The sequence below is a fragment of the Intrasporangium sp. genome, assembly GCF_039812505.1.
Lineage (GTDB): Bacteria > Actinomycetota > Actinomycetes > Actinomycetales > Dermatophilaceae > Intrasporangium_A.
This window is the reverse complement of record NZ_JBDIAQ010000082.1, coordinates 1-15100: the sequence shown is the minus strand read 5'-3', so window position 1 is coordinate 15100 and position 15100 is coordinate 1. Positions and strand designations below refer to the sequence as shown.

The window sequence follows — 15100 nt, the reverse complement described above, 5'->3', positions numbered from 1 at the left end:
GGGGGCGTCATCTTTCCGGCCGCGGCGGGATTGTGAGCGGTGCTCGGGCCGCGGGGGCGTCATCTTTCCGGCCGCGGCGGGATTGTGAGCGGTCTGCGGGCCGCGGGGGGCCGTGGGGGCGTCATCTTTCCGGCCGTGGCGGGATTGTGAGCGGTGCTCGGGCCGTGGGGCGTCATCTTTCCGGCCGCGGCGGGATTGTGAGCGGTGCTCGGGCCGTGGGGGCGTCATCCTTCCGGCCGCGGCGGGATTGTGAGCGGTGCCGGGGCCGCGGGTCGGAGGCTCGTTCAGTGGCTGGGCGGGGATCCTCGCGAGCGGAGCTGCGGCGGGGAGCGGCGGCCTCGACCGGCGACGGCTCGCTGCCACCGACAGGACGCCGCGGACTGCCGCTCCCTGCTGCTCGTGGATGCCGCCCAGCTGGCTCCGAGCGCGGCCGTCGACGTGCAGGCGCTCGACGTCGACTACCTCGCCCTCTCGTGCCACAAGCTGCTCGCCCCCTACGGCGTGGGCGTGCTCTACGGCCGGGAGCACCTGCTCGCCGGCAGTCTGCCGTTCCTCTACGGCGGCGACATGATCGCCGAGGGCAAGGTCGCACCCGACCAGGTCGAGTACAACGAGCTGCCCTGGAAGTACGCCGCGGGAACGCCGAACATCCTCGGCGTCATCGCCTCCGCCCAGACGCTGCGGCTGGTCGTCGACCTGCTCGCGAGCGGGGACTCGCCTCGCTGGTTCGACAGCCCCGACCCACTGCCACGCGAGCCGGTCGTGCAGGCGATGGGCCTGGTCGCTCGGCACGTCGCCGAAATCACGTCGAGGGCCCTGCGGGCCGTGCAGGACCTGCCCGAGGTGACCGTCTACGGTCCGCCGTTGGGCACCCCGCGCGCGCCGGTGCTGGCCTTCCGGGTCGACGGCGCCGACCCGGTGGACGTCGCTCGTCGCCTCGACGACCTCGGGGTGGAGTCCCGGGCCGGCTGCCACTGCGCGACCCTGGCCCACCGCGACCTGGGGGTGGACCCGCCGGCCAGCTGCCGGTTCAGCTTCGCGATGTACACCAGTCCCGACGACGTCGAGCAGGCGGTGGACGCGCTGGGCACGGTGGTGCGGCACGCGCGAAGAGGGCGCTGAGCGGCATACCGCCCCAGGCGGCATACCGTCCCGGGCGGCGCGGCGGCCTACGATCGCGGCATGAGCAGGGACCGCTCGTACCGGCACCGCGACATCGCCGAGCAGTCCGGGCTCAGCCTGGCCACCGTCGACCGGGTGCTGCACGACCGGCCGGGGGTCAGCGCCCGGGCGGTGCGCGCCGTGGAGCAGGCCCAGCTCGAGCTGGACCGCCAGCTGACCCAGCTGCGGCTGGGGGCGCGCACGATGCTGCTCGACCTGGTCATGCAGGCACCGCGCCGCTTCACCGCGGCGGTCCAGCAGGCGCTGGAGACCGAGCTCTACTCGGCTCGCCCCGCGGTGGTCCGGATCCGCTCCGACCTGCGCGAGGCCGGCACCACGGCAGAGCTGGTCGGGCGGCTCGACGCGATCGGGCGGCGGGGCCGCTCCTCGGACGGGGTGCTCCTGAAGGCCCCCGACCGGGCGGAGGTGGCGGCCGCCGTGGACCGGCTGCACGCCCGGGGCATCCCGGTGGTGACGCTCGTGACCGACGTGCACGACTGCGCCCGGGTCGCCTACGTAGGTCTCGACAACGCGGCGGCCGGGCGGACGGCGGCATACCTCACCCTGCGCTTCCTGGCCCCGCGCGATGCCTCGGGCGACCTCGGTGGCTCGGCCCTCGTGCTGCTCAGCCGCGGCGACTTCCTCGGCGAGCGGGAGCGGGCCGACGCCTTCGCCGAGACCGTGCGGGGTCGGGCGCCGGGGTTGCGGCTGGTCGAGCTCAGCGACGCCGACGGCCTGGACGAGCGGACGGCCGAGCTGGTCGCCCGGGCGCTGCGCGACGTGCCGGACGTGCGTGCCGTCTACTCGGTCGGCGGGGGCAACCGGGCCGTCGTCGAGCAGCTGCACCGGGCCGGCGCCTCCGGCGCGGTGCTGATCGGGCACGACCTCGACGCCGACAACCTCGAGCTGCTGCGGGCCGGGCGGATCGACGCGGTCCTGCACCACGACCTGCGGGCCGACCTGCGGGCCGCGCTGCGCCAGGTGCTGCGCCACCACGGGCTCGTTCCGGGCGCGCCGACCTCGGTCCCGGCCGGGGTGCAGGTGATCACGCCGTACAACGTGCCGGCGCGCATCTCACCGCGCTGACCTCGGGTCGCACCGGCCCGCCGGTCACCCGATGAGCAGTGGGACCGCGGAGATCGCCGTCACCGCCACCACGGCCACGCTGAACCAGGTCTCGCTGAGCCGTCGCGCGGCGTGCAGCCCGAGCCACGCCCCGAGCCACACCACCGGAACCAGCCAGAGCGCCTGGCGGAACATGGCGCCGGAGAACAGTCCGAGGGCCGCGCTGAAGGGCAGCTTGGACAGGTTGATGCCGAAGAAGAAGAGGGCGCCGGTGCCGAGGAAGCGCAGCTTCTCGACCCCCTGGGCCGTGAGGTAGAGGGTCATCACGCCGCCGCCGGCGTTGGCCGCCATCGTGGTGAAGCCGGCGCCGACCCCGGCCCCCGCGGCGGCGAGCCACGAGTGCCGGGGCGGTGCCGCGGTGGGGTCCGGCTCCGTCGCGCGGGGACGGCGACGCAGCAGCCACAGCTGGTGCACGGCGAGGGCGAGCAGGAGCGCGCCGATGCTCTTGCGCAGCACTGCGTCGTCGACGAGGGCCAGGAAGACCGCCCCGAGCAGGATCCCGGGCAGCACCGCGGGCACGAGCCGGCGCAGGATGGCCCAGTCGCACTCCTTGCGGTAGTGCCACACCGCGAACACGTCGCCGACGATCAGCACGAGCAGCAGCGCAGCGGTCGACTCCCGGGCCGGCATGATGCTGGCATAGATCGCCACGGAGATCATCGCCAGCCCGCCGATCGCGGTCTTGCTGAAGCCGACGATGAGGGCCGCGACGACCAGCAGCACGATCGTGGGGGTCACCGGCCCATGGTGACAGGCCACCGGCACTGCCGCGCCGAGGGTCCCGCGCACAGGGGCCGCGACCCGGTCGGGTGGTGCCGCCCGGGGTCCCCGGGCGGACGATGCGCTCCGCGCTCGGGCGGGGTGGGCGGCATACGATGGTCTGTCGTGACCGACGCCTCCACCGCCCGCGCCCGCCTGCTCGAGATCGTCCGTTCCCGGGCGATCGTCCACGGGCGGGTGACGCTCAGCTCCGGCGCCGAGGCCGACTACTACGTCGACCTGCGCCGGGTCACCCTAGACGGCGAGGCGGCACCGCTGGTCGGCATCGTCATGCGCGACCTGGTCAAGGACCTGTCGTATGCCGCCGTCGGTGGCCTCACGCTCGGCGCGGACCCGGTGGCGACCGCGATGCTGCACGCGGCCGCCGCCGACGGGGACCGTCTCGACGCCTACGTCGTCCGCAAGGCGGGCAAGGCGCACGGGCTCCAGCAGCGGATCGAGGGGCCCTCGGTGGCCGGCCGGGACGTCCTCGTCGTGGAGGACACCACCACGACCGGCAGCTCCCCGCTGGCGGCGGTCGAGGCGGTGCGGGAGGCGGGCGGCACCGTCGTGGCCGTGGCCACGATCGCGGACCGGGCGACCGGCGCCGGCGAACGGATTCGGCGTGAGGCCGGCGTCGAGTACCGGTTCGCCTACTCGCTGCAGGACCTCGGCCTGGCGTAGCCGCTCGAGGCCAGGCGGCCCGGGGCTGACACGCACGGGGCGCGGGCGCTAGTGTGGCCCGACGAGGGACAGCGCTGCGGACTGCGCCGAACCCGGGGGCGGGGCCGTCCGGCCTGGCCAGCCGCGTAGCAGGCCGAGGCGTCCGCCCGGGGTGGCTCGCCGTGCCGACCACGACCGCATTCGCAGATGGAGGAGTCTGATGACCGACGACCCGCACGCCAGCCTCGTCATCACAGGGAACCTCTGGTGCCCGAGCGAGGGCGAGCTCGATGCACTGGCCGTCACGGACGGTCGGATCTGCGCGGTCGGCGCGGACGCGCTCGGGCTCGCCGGGGACGGCGTCGAGACGGTCGAGGTCACCGACGGGCTGCTGGTCCCCGCCTTCGGCGACGGGCACGCGCATCCACTGTTCGGCGGCCTGGAGGCCGAGGGCCCGCAGGTGCGCGCGCAGGACAGCGTCGAGGCGATCGTGGCCGAGGTCCGGCGCTGGGCGCAGGCGCACCCGGAGGCCGCCTGGGTCCGGGGCGCGTCATACGACTCCAGCCTGTCGCCCGAGGGGCTGTTCGACGCGCGCTGGCTCGACGCGGCCGTCCCGGACCGGCCCGTCGCGCTGCGGGCCTGGGACTACCACACGATGTGGGTCAACACCCGGGCACTCGAGCTGGCCGGCATCACCGACGACACTCCCGACCCGGTCCTCGGCGAGATCCCGCGCCGCCCCGACGGGTCGGTGCTGGGAACACTGCGCGAGTGGGGCGCGGTCGACCTCGTGAACGCCGTCGCCGAGCCGTGGTCGAAGGAGGCCGGTCTGCGCGCCCTGGAGCGGGCCGCCCGGGCGTACGCCGACCTCGGCATCACCTGGGTGCAGGACGCCTGGGTCGAGCCGGACACGCTGGAGGTCTACCTCGAGGCGGCGCGGGCCGACCGGCTCCCGATCCGGTTCAACCTGGGCCTGTACGCCGACCCACGGCACTGGCCCGACCAGCTCGACGACCTGCTCGAGGCGCGCCGTCGGGTGGAGCAGGTCGGGCATCCGCACCTGACCGCGCACACGGTGAAGTTCTTCGCCGACGGTGTCGTGGAGAACGCCACGGCGGCGGTGCTGAGCCACTACTGCGGCTGTCCGGGCGATACCGGGATGCTCGTGTGGGACCCCGACCTGCTCGCCCGCGCGGTCACGCAGGTCGACGCGGCCGGCTTCCAGCCGCACATCCACGCGATCGGCGACCGCGCCGTCCGGGTGGCCCTCGACGCGGTCGAGACGGCGGCGCGGGCCAACGGTCTGCGCGACCGCCGGGCGGTGCTCGCCCACGTCCAGCTCATCGACGAGGCGGACCGGGCCCGGCTGGCCCGGCTCGGGGTCATGGTCAACGCGGAGCCGCTCTGGGCTCAGCTCGACTCACTGATGACGGTGCTCAACTATCCCCGGCTCGGCGACGACCGCTCGGCCATGCAGTACCCGTGGGCGAGCCTGCGGGCTGGCGGTGCCGAGATGAGCTTCGGCTCGGACTGGCCGGTCTCGTCGGCCGACCCGCTCGAGGGGATGGCCGTGGCCTGCTCGCGGCAGACCGCCGACCGCGAGCCCGCCGATGGCTGGACGCCCCACGAGAGGCTGCCCGTCGACGAGGCGTTCCGCTGCTACACCGCAGGCGTGGCCCGTCAGGGGTTCCGCGACGCGGGCCGGCTCGCCGTCGGCTGCGAGGCCGACTTCGCGCTGCTGAGCGCCGATCCGCGGGGCCTGGCCGGCCCCCGCGACCTCGACTCCGTCCGCGTCGTCGCCACCTGGGTCGGTGGCCGCCGCACCCCGACCTCGTCCTGACCCGTCCGCAAGGGAGAGCCCGATGTCCGATCTCCGACCTGCCCACGAGCACCACCTGGGGGCCGACCTGCACGGCAGCAGCGACGTCCACCTCAAGCGGGCGCTCGGCCTGGGCGGCCTGACCCTGTTCGGGCTGGCCTACCTGGTCCCGCTGACGGTCTTCACGACCTACGGCATCGTGACCCAGCTGACCGGGGGACGGGTCGCGTTCTCGTACGTCTTCACGCTGGCGGCCATGCTCTTCACGGCGTTGTCCTATGGCCGGATGGTCGTCGCCTACCCGGTGGCCGGATCGGCCTACACGTACACCTCGAAGTCGTTCGGGCCGACCCCGGGCTTCCTCTCCGGGTGGGCCCTGATGCTCGACTACGTCCTGCTGCCGATGGTCAACTACGCCGTGATCGGGCTGTTCGTCAACGCGCAGTGGCCCGCGATCCCGATCTGGGTCGGCTTCCTGGTCGCGCTGCTGCTCGTGACCGTGCTCAACGTCGTCGGCATCACGACCATCGACCGCGCCAACACGATCGTCGTCGCGATCCAGGTGGTCTTCGTCGTCGTCTTCGTCGTGCTCGCCGTCAAGGCCATGTTCGGCGGCAGCCCGGCGCTGGGCCTGCCGTTCTCGGGCGACAGCGGCCCGAACGGGTCGGGCCTCGGCCCGGTGCTGGCCGGCGCCGCGATCCTGTGCCTGTCCTTCCTCGGCTTCGACGCGGTCTCGACCATGGCCGAGGAGGCCAAGGCGCCCCGCCGCGACATCCCCCGCGCCATCCTGCTGGTGACGATCGGCGGCGGAACGCTGTTCATCGTGCTGGCCTGGCTCGCCCAGGTGGCCCACCCGGCGACGACCTTCGAGAACCCGGACTCAGGTGCGACCGAGGTCATGACCCAGCTCGGCGGCAACGTGATGGCGACCTTCTTCACCGCCGCCTACGTCGCCGGCGCGTTCGGCTCGGCCCTGACCTCGCAGGCGTCGGTGACCCGGATCATGTACGCCATGGGCCGCGACGGCGTCCTGCCGCGGTTCCTCGCACTCGTCACGCAGCGGTGGCGCACGCCCGCCGTGGCGATCCTGTTCGTCTCGGTGGTGTCCCTGCTGGGCCTGTGGATCGACATCGCCTTCCTCTTCTCGATCGTCAGCTTCGGCGCGCTCACCGCGTTCTCGGTGGTGAACCTCTCGGTGGTCAAGCACTACTGGATCGACCACCCGCAGTCGCGTAGCGTCGTGCCGCACCTCGTGCTCCCGCTCGTCGGCTTCGGGCTGACCGTCTGGCTATGGACTTCGCTGTCGAGTCACGCCCTCGTGACCGGGCTGGTCTGGCTCGCCGTCGGGGTGGTCTGGCTCGCCGTGCTCACGGGCGGGTTCCGGCGGCGCCCGCCGGAGGTCGAGTTCGAGGGCTGAGCCCGCGGCCCGGGCGGGGTCGCGCCGGTCGCCCGGGCGGGCTCGGCCGACTCCAGCCGCAGCACGGGTACCGAGCCCGGTCCCGCCGGTTCCCATCCTCCTTCCAGCGAGCCCTCCTACAGTGGCGGGCGCCAACTCGATCCGAGGGAGCGACCCGTGTTCGTCGTCATCGCCCGGTTCACCGTGCGGCCCGAGCGCGCCGGCGACTGGCCACAGCTGGTCTCCCCGGTCACCGAGGCGACCCGCGCCGAGCCGGGCTGCCTGTGGTTCGACTGGTCGCGCAGCCTCGACGATCCCGGCGTGTACGTGCTCCTCGAGGGCTTCGCCGAACAGGCGGTCTGGGCCGCGCATGCCCGCAGCGAGCATTTCCGCGCTGCGACGGGTGCCCTGACGCGCCATCTCGTGCGCACGCCGGACGTGATCACCATGTCGATCCCGGGGGACGGGTGGTCGCGTCTCGAGGCGATGGCGGTGCCGGACTGACCCGGTCTGCGGCGGTCGGTGCCGGAGTCGGGTCGTCGCCGAGTTGAACCGGGTAGCCGCCGCGGAGCACGGCCAGCGTGGCCGGCGGTGTGATCGCGGTGGCCAGACCGGTCGTGGGACGGTCGAGATGGTCCCCGTACGTGTTGTCCGAGCGCCACAGCCGCAGGTGGTCGGCCCGCACGAGTGCCGCGCCCGCCCCGACCAGGACGAAGGCTCCCTCGGGCAGGTCCGGCCAGGGCGCCGGGTGCAGGCGCCGGGTCCGTCGGGTCGGGTCCCAGCGCTGCTCGTGCAAGTGCCGGTCGAGCTCGGCGGCGCCGAGCCGGCCGGTTCCGAGGAACCGTGCCACCGCGGCCGAGAACTCGCGGTATGCCGCCCACCGGCACTCCGCGCACGGCCGGTGCCCGGCCGCGAGGGCCACCGCCTCGTCGAGGAAGAACAACGGCGTGTAGTGGTGCGCGGCCCACTGCGGGGCCCGGTGTCCGCGGAACGACAGGACGCACGTGATCCAGGCGCGCGACCGGTGGTGGCGCACCACGACCCGGGACCCGGATCCCTCGTGCAGGCGACCACGGTTGCCCATCCAGGCGCCGCGACCGGTCGCCGCGACCACGTCGCCGAGCGGGGTGACGCGGTTCTGTGCCGGGGTCGGAAGGACCGGCGTCGGTCCGGGTGGCATGACCCCACCGTAACCGGGCGAGTCGGTCGCTGCTGACGGGTTGTGCCTCGGGCGTCGCGGCGCTGCTCGGTCCCGTGGTGTCGGTGGGGCCCCCTACGCTGGGGCGAACACACACACTGTGAGGAGCGTCATGACTGCCGTCTGGGTCATTCTCGGCATCGTCGTCCTGCTCGGGATCTGGGCCGTCGCGACGTACAACGGCCTCGTCGGGCAACGCAACAGGGTCGAGGAGGGATGGCGCCAGATCGACGTCGAGCTCAAACGACGTCACGACCTGGTCCCCAACCTTGTCGAGACGGTCAAGGGCTACGCCCAGCACGAGCGAGGCACGCTCGATCAGGTCATGCGGGCCCGATCGGCTGCCATGGCCGGCGGGCAGACTCCGGCCCAGGCGGCGCGGGCAGAGGGCGAGCTGAGCCAGGCGCTCGGTCGGCTCGTCGTGGTCTCCGAGGCGTACCCGGAGCTCAGGGCGAACCAGAGCTTCGTCGCCCTGCAGCAGGAGCTGACCAGCACCGAGGACCGCATCGCTGCCGCGCGGCGCTACTACAACGCTCTGGTACGCGAGCTCAATACGAAGGTCGAGTCGGTGCCGTCGAGGTTCGTCGCAGGCCCGGCCGGGATCCGGCGGGCCGAGTACTTCGAGACGCCGGCACTCGAGGCGACCGCCCCCAGCGTCAGCTTCGAGACGGGTGGCTCCGGAGCGGCATCCGGTCCGGTCGGTCCGGTCGGTCCGTCAACGGCACCCGGTGCGATCGACGGCCAGTCGACCCGGGCCGGCAGTCTCGCCGGGCCGGACGTGTCGTGGCGCGCGGGAAGGCCCGATCCGCTGGCAACCTCCGGAGCAGAGGACGTGCCCGGTCGGCCCACGGTGAATCCCGACGTCGACCGCACGCCTCCCAACGACTGACCGCTCACACCGGGCTCAGGCGCAGTTGCCCGTCCGGCCGGAGGCCAGCCGCCCGTCGGAAGGTCAGTGCCCGCTCGACCGGTGGTCCGCGACGTTCGTCGGCGAGCCGGCAGACTCGCCGTGCGCGGCCGCGAGCGCGGCTGCCTTCCTCTTGTGCCGCCACCACTCGAACACCATGGGGACGAGCGAGAAGGCGACGATGAGCAGGATGATCGCCTCGATGTTGTGCTGCAGCCCGGGGAACACCTGGCCGAGCAGGTAGCCCAGGACAATGATGCTGAGCACCCAGGCGACCGCCCCGACCGCGCTCCACGTGAAGAAACGCTTCCGCTCCATCCGGGAGACGCCGGCGACGACCGTGATGTACGTCCGCACGATCGGCACGAAACGGCCGATGACGAGGGCCTTGTTGCCGTGGTGGTCGAAGAAGCCGCGGGTCTTGTCGAAGTTCTTCTTGTTGACGAAGCGCCCGTCTCTCTCGTACAGGGGTGTCCCCAGCCAGCGGCCGATCTCGTACCCGCTGACGTTGCCGAGGAAAGCGGCGAGGCACAGCAGCAGGATCGCCACGCCGATGTTCATCCGCACCTGGCCGGTAGCGACGAACAGGCCCATCGCGAACAGCAGCGTGTCACCCGGCAGGATCGGGAACAGCAGCCCGCACTCGACGAAGATGATGGCCAGGGAGATCCAGAAGAACGCGCCGCCGTACTGCTGCAGCAGGTAGGCGGGGTCCATCCAGTCCGGGCCGAGGGCGGCGAGCGCGTGCATGGTCACAAGGGTAGGTGGCAAGCCGCCGTCCCGAAGAATCCGCAGCCGCGCCCGACCCCGCCGCGCGGGGGGCTGGCGTGCGCCGCGCAGGCGACCAGGCGGCATACCCTCTGGTTCTAGACTCGGTGCCGGACCTGCCGGCCGATCCTCAGGAGTACGCATGACCCGCACTCGTCTCGCCGTGTCCGTCGCCGCCTTGGGGTTGGCCGTGCTCGGTGCCTGTGGGTCGCCGAGTGCCCCTTCGCCCGGCTCGGCCACACCGGGGGACGGCCAGACGGGCGCTGCGTGTGCCAAGCGCTCGCAGCAGGTCGGTGACGGGTCGGTCGAGCAGCCGTGTGACGACACCCGGGTGGGCGCTGCGTGCGCCAAGGACTCGTTGCACCTGCTCACCCCGGGCAAGCTGACGGTCGGCACGGACAGCCCCGCCTACGAGCCGTGGTTCGTCGACAACGACCCGAGCAACGGCAAGGGCTTCGAGTCGGCGGTCGCCTACGCCATCGCCGGCAAGCTCGGGTTCACCAAGGACGAGGTGACCTGGCAGGTCGTGCCGTTCAACACGGCGATCGCACCCGCGCCGAAGAACTTCGACTTCGACGTCAACCAGATCTCGATCTCCGAGCAGCGCCGCAAGGCGGTCGACTTCTCCTCCGGCTACTACGACGTGCGCCAGGCCGTCGTCACCTACAAGGGCAGCCCGATCGACGGCAAGACCTCCATCGCCGACCTCAAGGGTGCGGTGCTCGCGGCACAGGTCGGCTCGACCTCGTACACGGCGCTCACCGAGCAGATCAAGCCGAGCCAGGACCCAAAGGTCTTCGACACCAACGACCTGGCCGTGCAGGCCCTGAAGAACAAGCAGATCGACGGGGTCGTCGTCGACGTGCCGACCGCGTTCTACATGGTCGCGGCCCAGCTCGACGACGGTGTCATCGTCGGCCAGCTGCCCACGGTGGGTCAGCCCGAGCAGTTCGGCGCGGTGCTCGACCTGCACTCCCCGCTCACCCCGTGCGTCACCGAGGCGGTCGACGCCCTGCGCGCGGACGGCACGCTCGAGAAGCTGCAGGAGCGGTGGCTCACCAACGCAGGAGCACCTGAGCTGAAGTGACGACCGGAGCATCGGGTATGCCGCTGGGCCAAGGCGGCGCGGCCGCCACCGACCCGTGGCGCCCCTCACCCACCGAGCTCGAGCGGCGGGCCTACCGGCGGGCCCGGACGACCCGGTCCGCGTTCGTGTCGGCCGCCTCGACCGTGGTCGTCGGTGCTCTGGCGGTCTGGCTCGTCACCCGGTCGGAGGGCTGGCCCCGGGTCCAGGAGACCTTCTTCAGCTGGGACAAGGCGGTCGACTCGTTCCCCGCGGTCCTCAAGGGGATCTGGCTCAACATCCGGATCATGGTGATCTGCGGCATCGCCATCGCGGTCATCGGGATGGCGCTGGCGATCATGCGGACCCTGCGCGGCGCGATCTTCTTCCCGCTGCGGCTCTTCGCCACTGCCTACGTCGACCTGTTCCGGGGGCTTCCGCTGCTGCTGGTGATCTACCTGCTCGGCTTCGGGGTGCCCGCGCTGCGGCTGCCGAGCGTGCCCAGCTCCCTGGCCCTGTGGGGCGGGGTCGCGATCACGCTGTCGTACTCGGCTTACGTCGCCGAGGTGTTCCGTGCCGGCATCGAGTCGGTACACCCGTCCCAACGGGCCGCCTCGCGCGCGCTCGGGCTCAGCCATGGCCAGACGCTGCGGCACGTGGTCGTCCCGCAAGCCGTGCGCCGGGTCATGCCGCCGCTGATGAACGACCTCGTGTCGCTGCAGAAGGACTCCGGTCTCATCGCGGTCCTCGGCGTCGTCGACGCGATCCGGGCGGCGCAGATCGAGTCGGCCACCGACTTCAACTACACGCCCTACGTCGTCGCGGGCTTCCTGTTCATCTGCCTGACCATCCCGATGGCGCGGTTCACCGACCACGTCGCCAAGAAGCAGGGCTGGCACGGCTCGGGAGGCACGCTGTGATGCAGCAGGCTGACGGCCAGGGCCCGCGCCACCCCCACACCCCATCGACGGTGCAGCAATCCCGATCGACAGGGCAGCAATCCCGATCGACAGGGCAGCAATCCTCATCCAGAGTGCAGCAATCCGGATCGACCGTGCAGCCGGACGAGATCCTGCTTCGGGTGCGCGGGCTGCGCAAGTCCTTCGGGCCCAACGTCGTCCTGCACGACGTCGACCTCGACGTGACGCGCGGGCAGTGTGTCGTGCTCATCGGCGCCTCCGGGTCGGGCAAGTCGACCCTGCTGCGGTGCATCAACCTGCTCGAGCGGGTCGACGACGGGGTGATCACGCTGGCGGGGCAGGACATCACCGACCCGCGGGTGAACGCCGACTCGGTGCGGGCCCGGACCGGGATCGTCTTCCAGGCCTACAACCTGTTCCCGCACCTGACGGTCCTGGACAACGTGACCTTGGCGCCACGACGAGTCCACGGGCTCTCGCGGGCCGACGCCGAGCGCGCCGCGCTGGCGATGCTGGACCGGGTCGGGCTGGCCGACAAGGCGCCGGCTCGGCCCGACGACCTGTCCGGTGGGCAGCAGCAGCGGGTCGCCATCGCGCGCGCCATGGTGAACTCGCCCGAGCTGCTCCTGCTCGACGAGGTGACGTCGGCGCTCGACCCCGAGCTCGTCGGCGAGGTGCTCGCCCTGCTGGGCGACCTACGGGCCGAGGGCATGACGATGATCCTGTCGACCCACGAGATGGGCTTCGCCCGCGATGTCGCCGACACGGTGTGCTTCCTCGACGCGGGTCGGATCCTCGAGCAGGGACCCCCGTCGGAGGTGCTGGGGGCCCCGCGCGAGTCACGGACCCGGCAGTTCCTCTCGCGGCTCGTCTCGTGACCGACCCTCCGGCCCGAGCGGGCGCATCCTCCGGTCGAGAGTGCAGTTCTGCCGATCGAGAGGGTGGTTCCACGGATCGAGAGTGCAGCTCTGCCGAACGAGAGGGTGGTTCCACGGATCGAGAGTGCAGCTCTGCCGATCGAGAGGGCAGCCCGCGCGGCCGCGCCCCCGGCGAACGAGAGCGAGCACAGCGGCATACCGCTGTCGGCGTCGGCCCCTGGGCGGGCCCGTGGCCCGCAGGCGACCGGTGGGATCCGGGGCTGCTACGTGACGGGGACCGGCGCAACGTGGTCGACCGATACCGCTACTGGCGGCACGAGGCGATCGTCGCCGATCTCGACACCCGTCGGCACGACTTTCACGTCGCGGTGGAGAACTGGGGCCACGACTTCAACATCGGCTCGGTGATCCGCACCGCGAACGCCATGGGGGCCAAGGCGTTCCACGTCGTCGGGCGGCGGCGCTGGAACCGTCGCGGCGCGATGGTGACCGACCGCTACCAGCACGAGCACCACCATCCGGATGCCGGGTCGCTCGCGGCGTGGGCGGCACCGGCGGGTCTGACCCTGGTCGGGATCGACAACCTGCCGGGCTCGCTGCCGCTCGAGACCTACGACCTGCCGCGGTCGTGCGTGCTGGTCTTCGGGCAGGAGGGGCCCGGGCTGTCGGAGGCCATGCGCGAGCGCTGCGCGGTGGTGCTGCACATCGAGCAGTTCGGCTCGACCCGGTCGATCAACGCGGGCGCGGCGGCTGCGATCGCCATGCACGCCTGGGTGCGTCGGCACGTCTTCGACCAGCGACCGGGAGAGCCGGCCCGGCCCTCCCGGTGAGGACGGGTCCACGCCCGGTGGGGGGCCCACCCGCGGCCGCACCCCTGGAACGGACCGTTCGGGGGGAGGAAGTGGGAGCATGGGGCCCATGCCTGCCAACACCTACGGGATCAGCGAGGTCGTCGGGACGTCGGACACCTCGGTCGACGACGCCATCGCAGGGGCGGTCGCCCGCGCGAGCACGACCGTGCGCAACCTCGACTGGTTCGAGGTCCAGCACGTCCGGGGCCACATCGTCGAGGGCCGCGTGGCGCACTACCAGGTCACCCTCAAGCTCGGCTTCCGCATCGAGGAGTAGCCGGTCGGTCCGGTCGCTGCCGAGGGCGGTCCGCGCCGGGGCGCGCTCCCGGCCGAGGATGGGTAGGGTCCATCCCCATGGGAACCTCGGCCGCCGCCCTCGAGGCGGCTCTCGTGCACGACCGCTTCGCCCGGCTCCGGGCGGCCGCCGACCGGGCGGGGGTGTCCGCCGTGGTCGTCACCCCGGGCTCCGACCTGCGCTACCTGCTCGGCGTGGGCGGCTCGTCGTTCGAGCGGCTCACCTGCCTGGTGGTACCGACCGACGGGGCAGCCCCGGTCTTCGTCTCGCCGGCCCTCGAGTACGCCGGGCTGGCCGGGCTCGGTCTCGATGCCCTCGGTCTGGAGGTCCGGACCTGGGTGGACGGCGAGGACCCGTACCGGCTCGCCCTCGCGGGGACCGACACCGGCCGAGTCGCCGTCTCGGACCTCACCCCGGTGCTGCACGCCTTCCGGCTGCGGGCTGCGGGCGCCGTGCACCAGGTGCTCGCCGGGCCGGTGCTGCGGGAGCTGCGGATGCGCAAGGACCCCGCCGAGCTCGCGCAGCTGCGCCTGGCCGGCGCGGCCATCGACCGGGTCCACGCCCGGGTGGGGGAGTGGCTCCGCCCCGGCCGCACCGAGGCCGAGGTCGGCGCCGACATCGCCGCCGCGATCGTCGAGGAGGGCCACGCGGTGGCCGAATTCGTCATCGTCGGCTCCGGCCCGAACGCCGCGAGCCCGCACCACTCGGTCTCCGACCGGGTCATCGGTCGCGGCGAGCTCGTCGTGGTCGACATCGGGGGCCCGCTGCCCTCGGGCTACAACTCCGACAGCACCAGGACGTATGCCGCTGGGCTCGCTCCCTCGGCGGAGGTGGCCACGGCGTACGCCGCGTTGCAGGCGGCGCAGCAGGCGTCCGTGGACGCGGTGCGTCCCGGCGTGACCTGCGAGGCGATCGACGAGGCGGCCAGGTCGGTGCTGCGCGAGGCCGGGCTGGACGGCTACTTCATCCACCGGACCGGCCACGGGATCGGTCTGGATGTCCACGAGGAGCCCTACATCGTGGCCGGCAACGACCTGCTGGTCGAGCCGGGCATGACTTTCAGCATCGAGCCCGGCGTCTACCTGCCGGGGCTGTGGGGCGCCCGGATCGAGGACATCGTCGCAGTGACCGAGACCGGGGTCGAGCGGTTCAACACCCGTCCCACGGACCTCGTCGTGGTGTGACTGGTGTGGCCGGAGGGGCCTGAGCTGCCCGCGGCCGGTGTCGAGTTGCCCGAGGCCGTCCAACGCCGCGTCCCCACCCCCGCGTCCCCACCCCCCGCGTCCCCACCCCCGCG

General features: G+C 72.6%; 15 protein-coding genes and 1 pseudogene. 13 read left to right on the top strand and 3 right to left on the bottom strand.

Features of this window, described 5'->3' with window-relative positions; translation table 11 throughout:
• Positions 1–204 precede the first annotated feature (204 nt).
• Entirely contained in the window at positions 205–1122 is a 918-nt protein-coding gene (locus WMI84_RS11585; RefSeq protein WP_347353282.1) for an aminotransferase class V-fold PLP-dependent enzyme, read from the top strand.
• 60 nt (positions 1123–1182) lie between these two features.
• Positions 1183–2247: a LacI family DNA-binding transcriptional regulator gene (locus WMI84_RS11580; protein WP_347353280.1), complete on the top strand. Its 1065-nt coding sequence runs from the start codon at positions 1183–1185 to the stop codon at positions 2245–2247.
• A 24-nt stretch (positions 2248–2271) separates the two neighbouring features.
• Here the strand turns inward: WMI84_RS11580 and WMI84_RS11575 are convergent, their stop codons facing one another.
• The gene (locus tag WMI84_RS11575) at positions 2272–3024 is read right to left on the bottom strand and encodes a sulfite exporter TauE/SafE family protein (RefSeq protein ID WP_347353278.1); all 753 of its coding nucleotides are present in this window, start codon (positions 3022–3024) and stop codon (positions 2272–2274) included.
• Positions 3025–3171: 147 nt separating this feature from the next.
• On the opposite strand from WMI84_RS11575, the gene pyrE reads away from it, so the two are divergent.
• The 4 genes from pyrE to WMI84_RS11555 all read left to right on the top strand — a co-directional run bounded on the left by pyrE (position 3172) and on the right by WMI84_RS11555 (position 7427).
• A complete protein-coding gene (gene pyrE, locus WMI84_RS11570; protein WP_347353276.1) occupies positions 3172–3729 on the top strand; it encodes an orotate phosphoribosyltransferase in 558 nt (185 codons plus the stop codon).
• 199 nt (positions 3730–3928) lie between these two features.
• Positions 3929–5548: an amidohydrolase gene (locus WMI84_RS11565; RefSeq protein ID WP_347353274.1), complete on the top strand. Its 1620-nt coding sequence runs from the start codon at positions 3929–3931 to the stop codon at positions 5546–5548.
• A 22-nt stretch (positions 5549–5570) separates the two neighbouring features.
• On the top strand, positions 5571–6944 hold the full coding sequence (locus WMI84_RS11560; protein ID WP_347353272.1) for an APC family permease: 1374 nt from the start codon (positions 5571–5573) through the stop codon (positions 6942–6944).
• A 156-nt stretch (positions 6945–7100) separates the two neighbouring features.
• On the top strand, positions 7101–7427 hold the full coding sequence (locus WMI84_RS11555) for a putative quinol monooxygenase (RefSeq protein WP_347353270.1): 327 nt from the start codon (positions 7101–7103) through the stop codon (positions 7425–7427).
• On the opposite strand, the gene WMI84_RS11550 is transcribed toward WMI84_RS11555, so the two are convergent.
• On the bottom strand, positions 7366–8103 hold the full coding sequence (locus tag WMI84_RS11550; protein WP_347353268.1) for a hypothetical protein: 738 nt from the start codon (positions 8101–8103) through the stop codon (positions 7366–7368). The two genes, WMI84_RS11555 and WMI84_RS11550, sit on opposite strands and share 62 nt — an antisense overlap.
• A 130-nt stretch (positions 8104–8233) precedes the next feature.
• Between WMI84_RS11550 and WMI84_RS11545 the strand changes: the two genes are divergently transcribed.
• Positions 8234–9010 (top strand): LemA family protein, encoded by a 777-nt coding sequence (locus WMI84_RS11545; protein ID WP_347353266.1) that lies wholly within the window; start codon positions 8234–8236, stop codon positions 9008–9010.
• A gap of 63 nt (positions 9011–9073) precedes the next feature.
• On the opposite strand, the gene WMI84_RS11540 is transcribed toward WMI84_RS11545, so the two are convergent.
• On the bottom strand, positions 9074–9778 hold the full coding sequence (locus WMI84_RS11540; protein ID WP_347353264.1) for a VTT domain-containing protein: 705 nt from the start codon (positions 9776–9778) through the stop codon (positions 9074–9076).
• Between the two features lie 160 nt (positions 9779–9938).
• Here WMI84_RS11540 and WMI84_RS11535 point away from each other — a divergent pair, with 160 nt between their 5' ends.
• From WMI84_RS11535 to WMI84_RS11510, 6 genes and pseudogenes are all read left to right on the top strand, one after another.
• The gene (locus WMI84_RS11535) at positions 9939–10883 is read left to right on the top strand and encodes an ABC transporter substrate-binding protein (protein ID WP_347353262.1); all 945 of its coding nucleotides are present in this window, start codon (positions 9939–9941) and stop codon (positions 10881–10883) included.
• A gap of 17 nt (positions 10884–10900) precedes the next feature.
• Positions 10901–11779 (top strand): amino acid ABC transporter permease, encoded by an 879-nt coding sequence (locus WMI84_RS11530; protein WP_347353260.1) that lies wholly within the window; start codon positions 10901–10903, stop codon positions 11777–11779.
• A gap of 134 nt (positions 11780–11913) precedes the next feature.
• Positions 11914–12657: an amino acid ABC transporter ATP-binding protein gene (locus WMI84_RS11525; RefSeq protein WP_347353258.1), complete on the top strand. Its 744-nt coding sequence runs from the start codon at positions 11914–11916 to the stop codon at positions 12655–12657.
• Positions 12658–12860: 203 nt separating this feature from the next.
• Positions 12861–13487: pseudogene (locus tag WMI84_RS11520) on the top strand (TrmH family RNA methyltransferase); the annotation flags it as partial.
• A gap of 88 nt (positions 13488–13575) precedes the next feature.
• Positions 13576–13785, top strand: a complete 210-nt coding sequence (locus WMI84_RS11515; RefSeq protein WP_347353256.1) for a dodecin — start codon at positions 13576–13578, stop codon at positions 13783–13785.
• 77 nt (positions 13786–13862) lie between these two features.
• A complete protein-coding gene (locus WMI84_RS11510; protein WP_347353254.1) occupies positions 13863–14987 on the top strand; it encodes a Xaa-Pro peptidase family protein in 1125 nt (374 codons plus the stop codon).
• Positions 14988–15100: the final 113 nt, after the last annotated feature.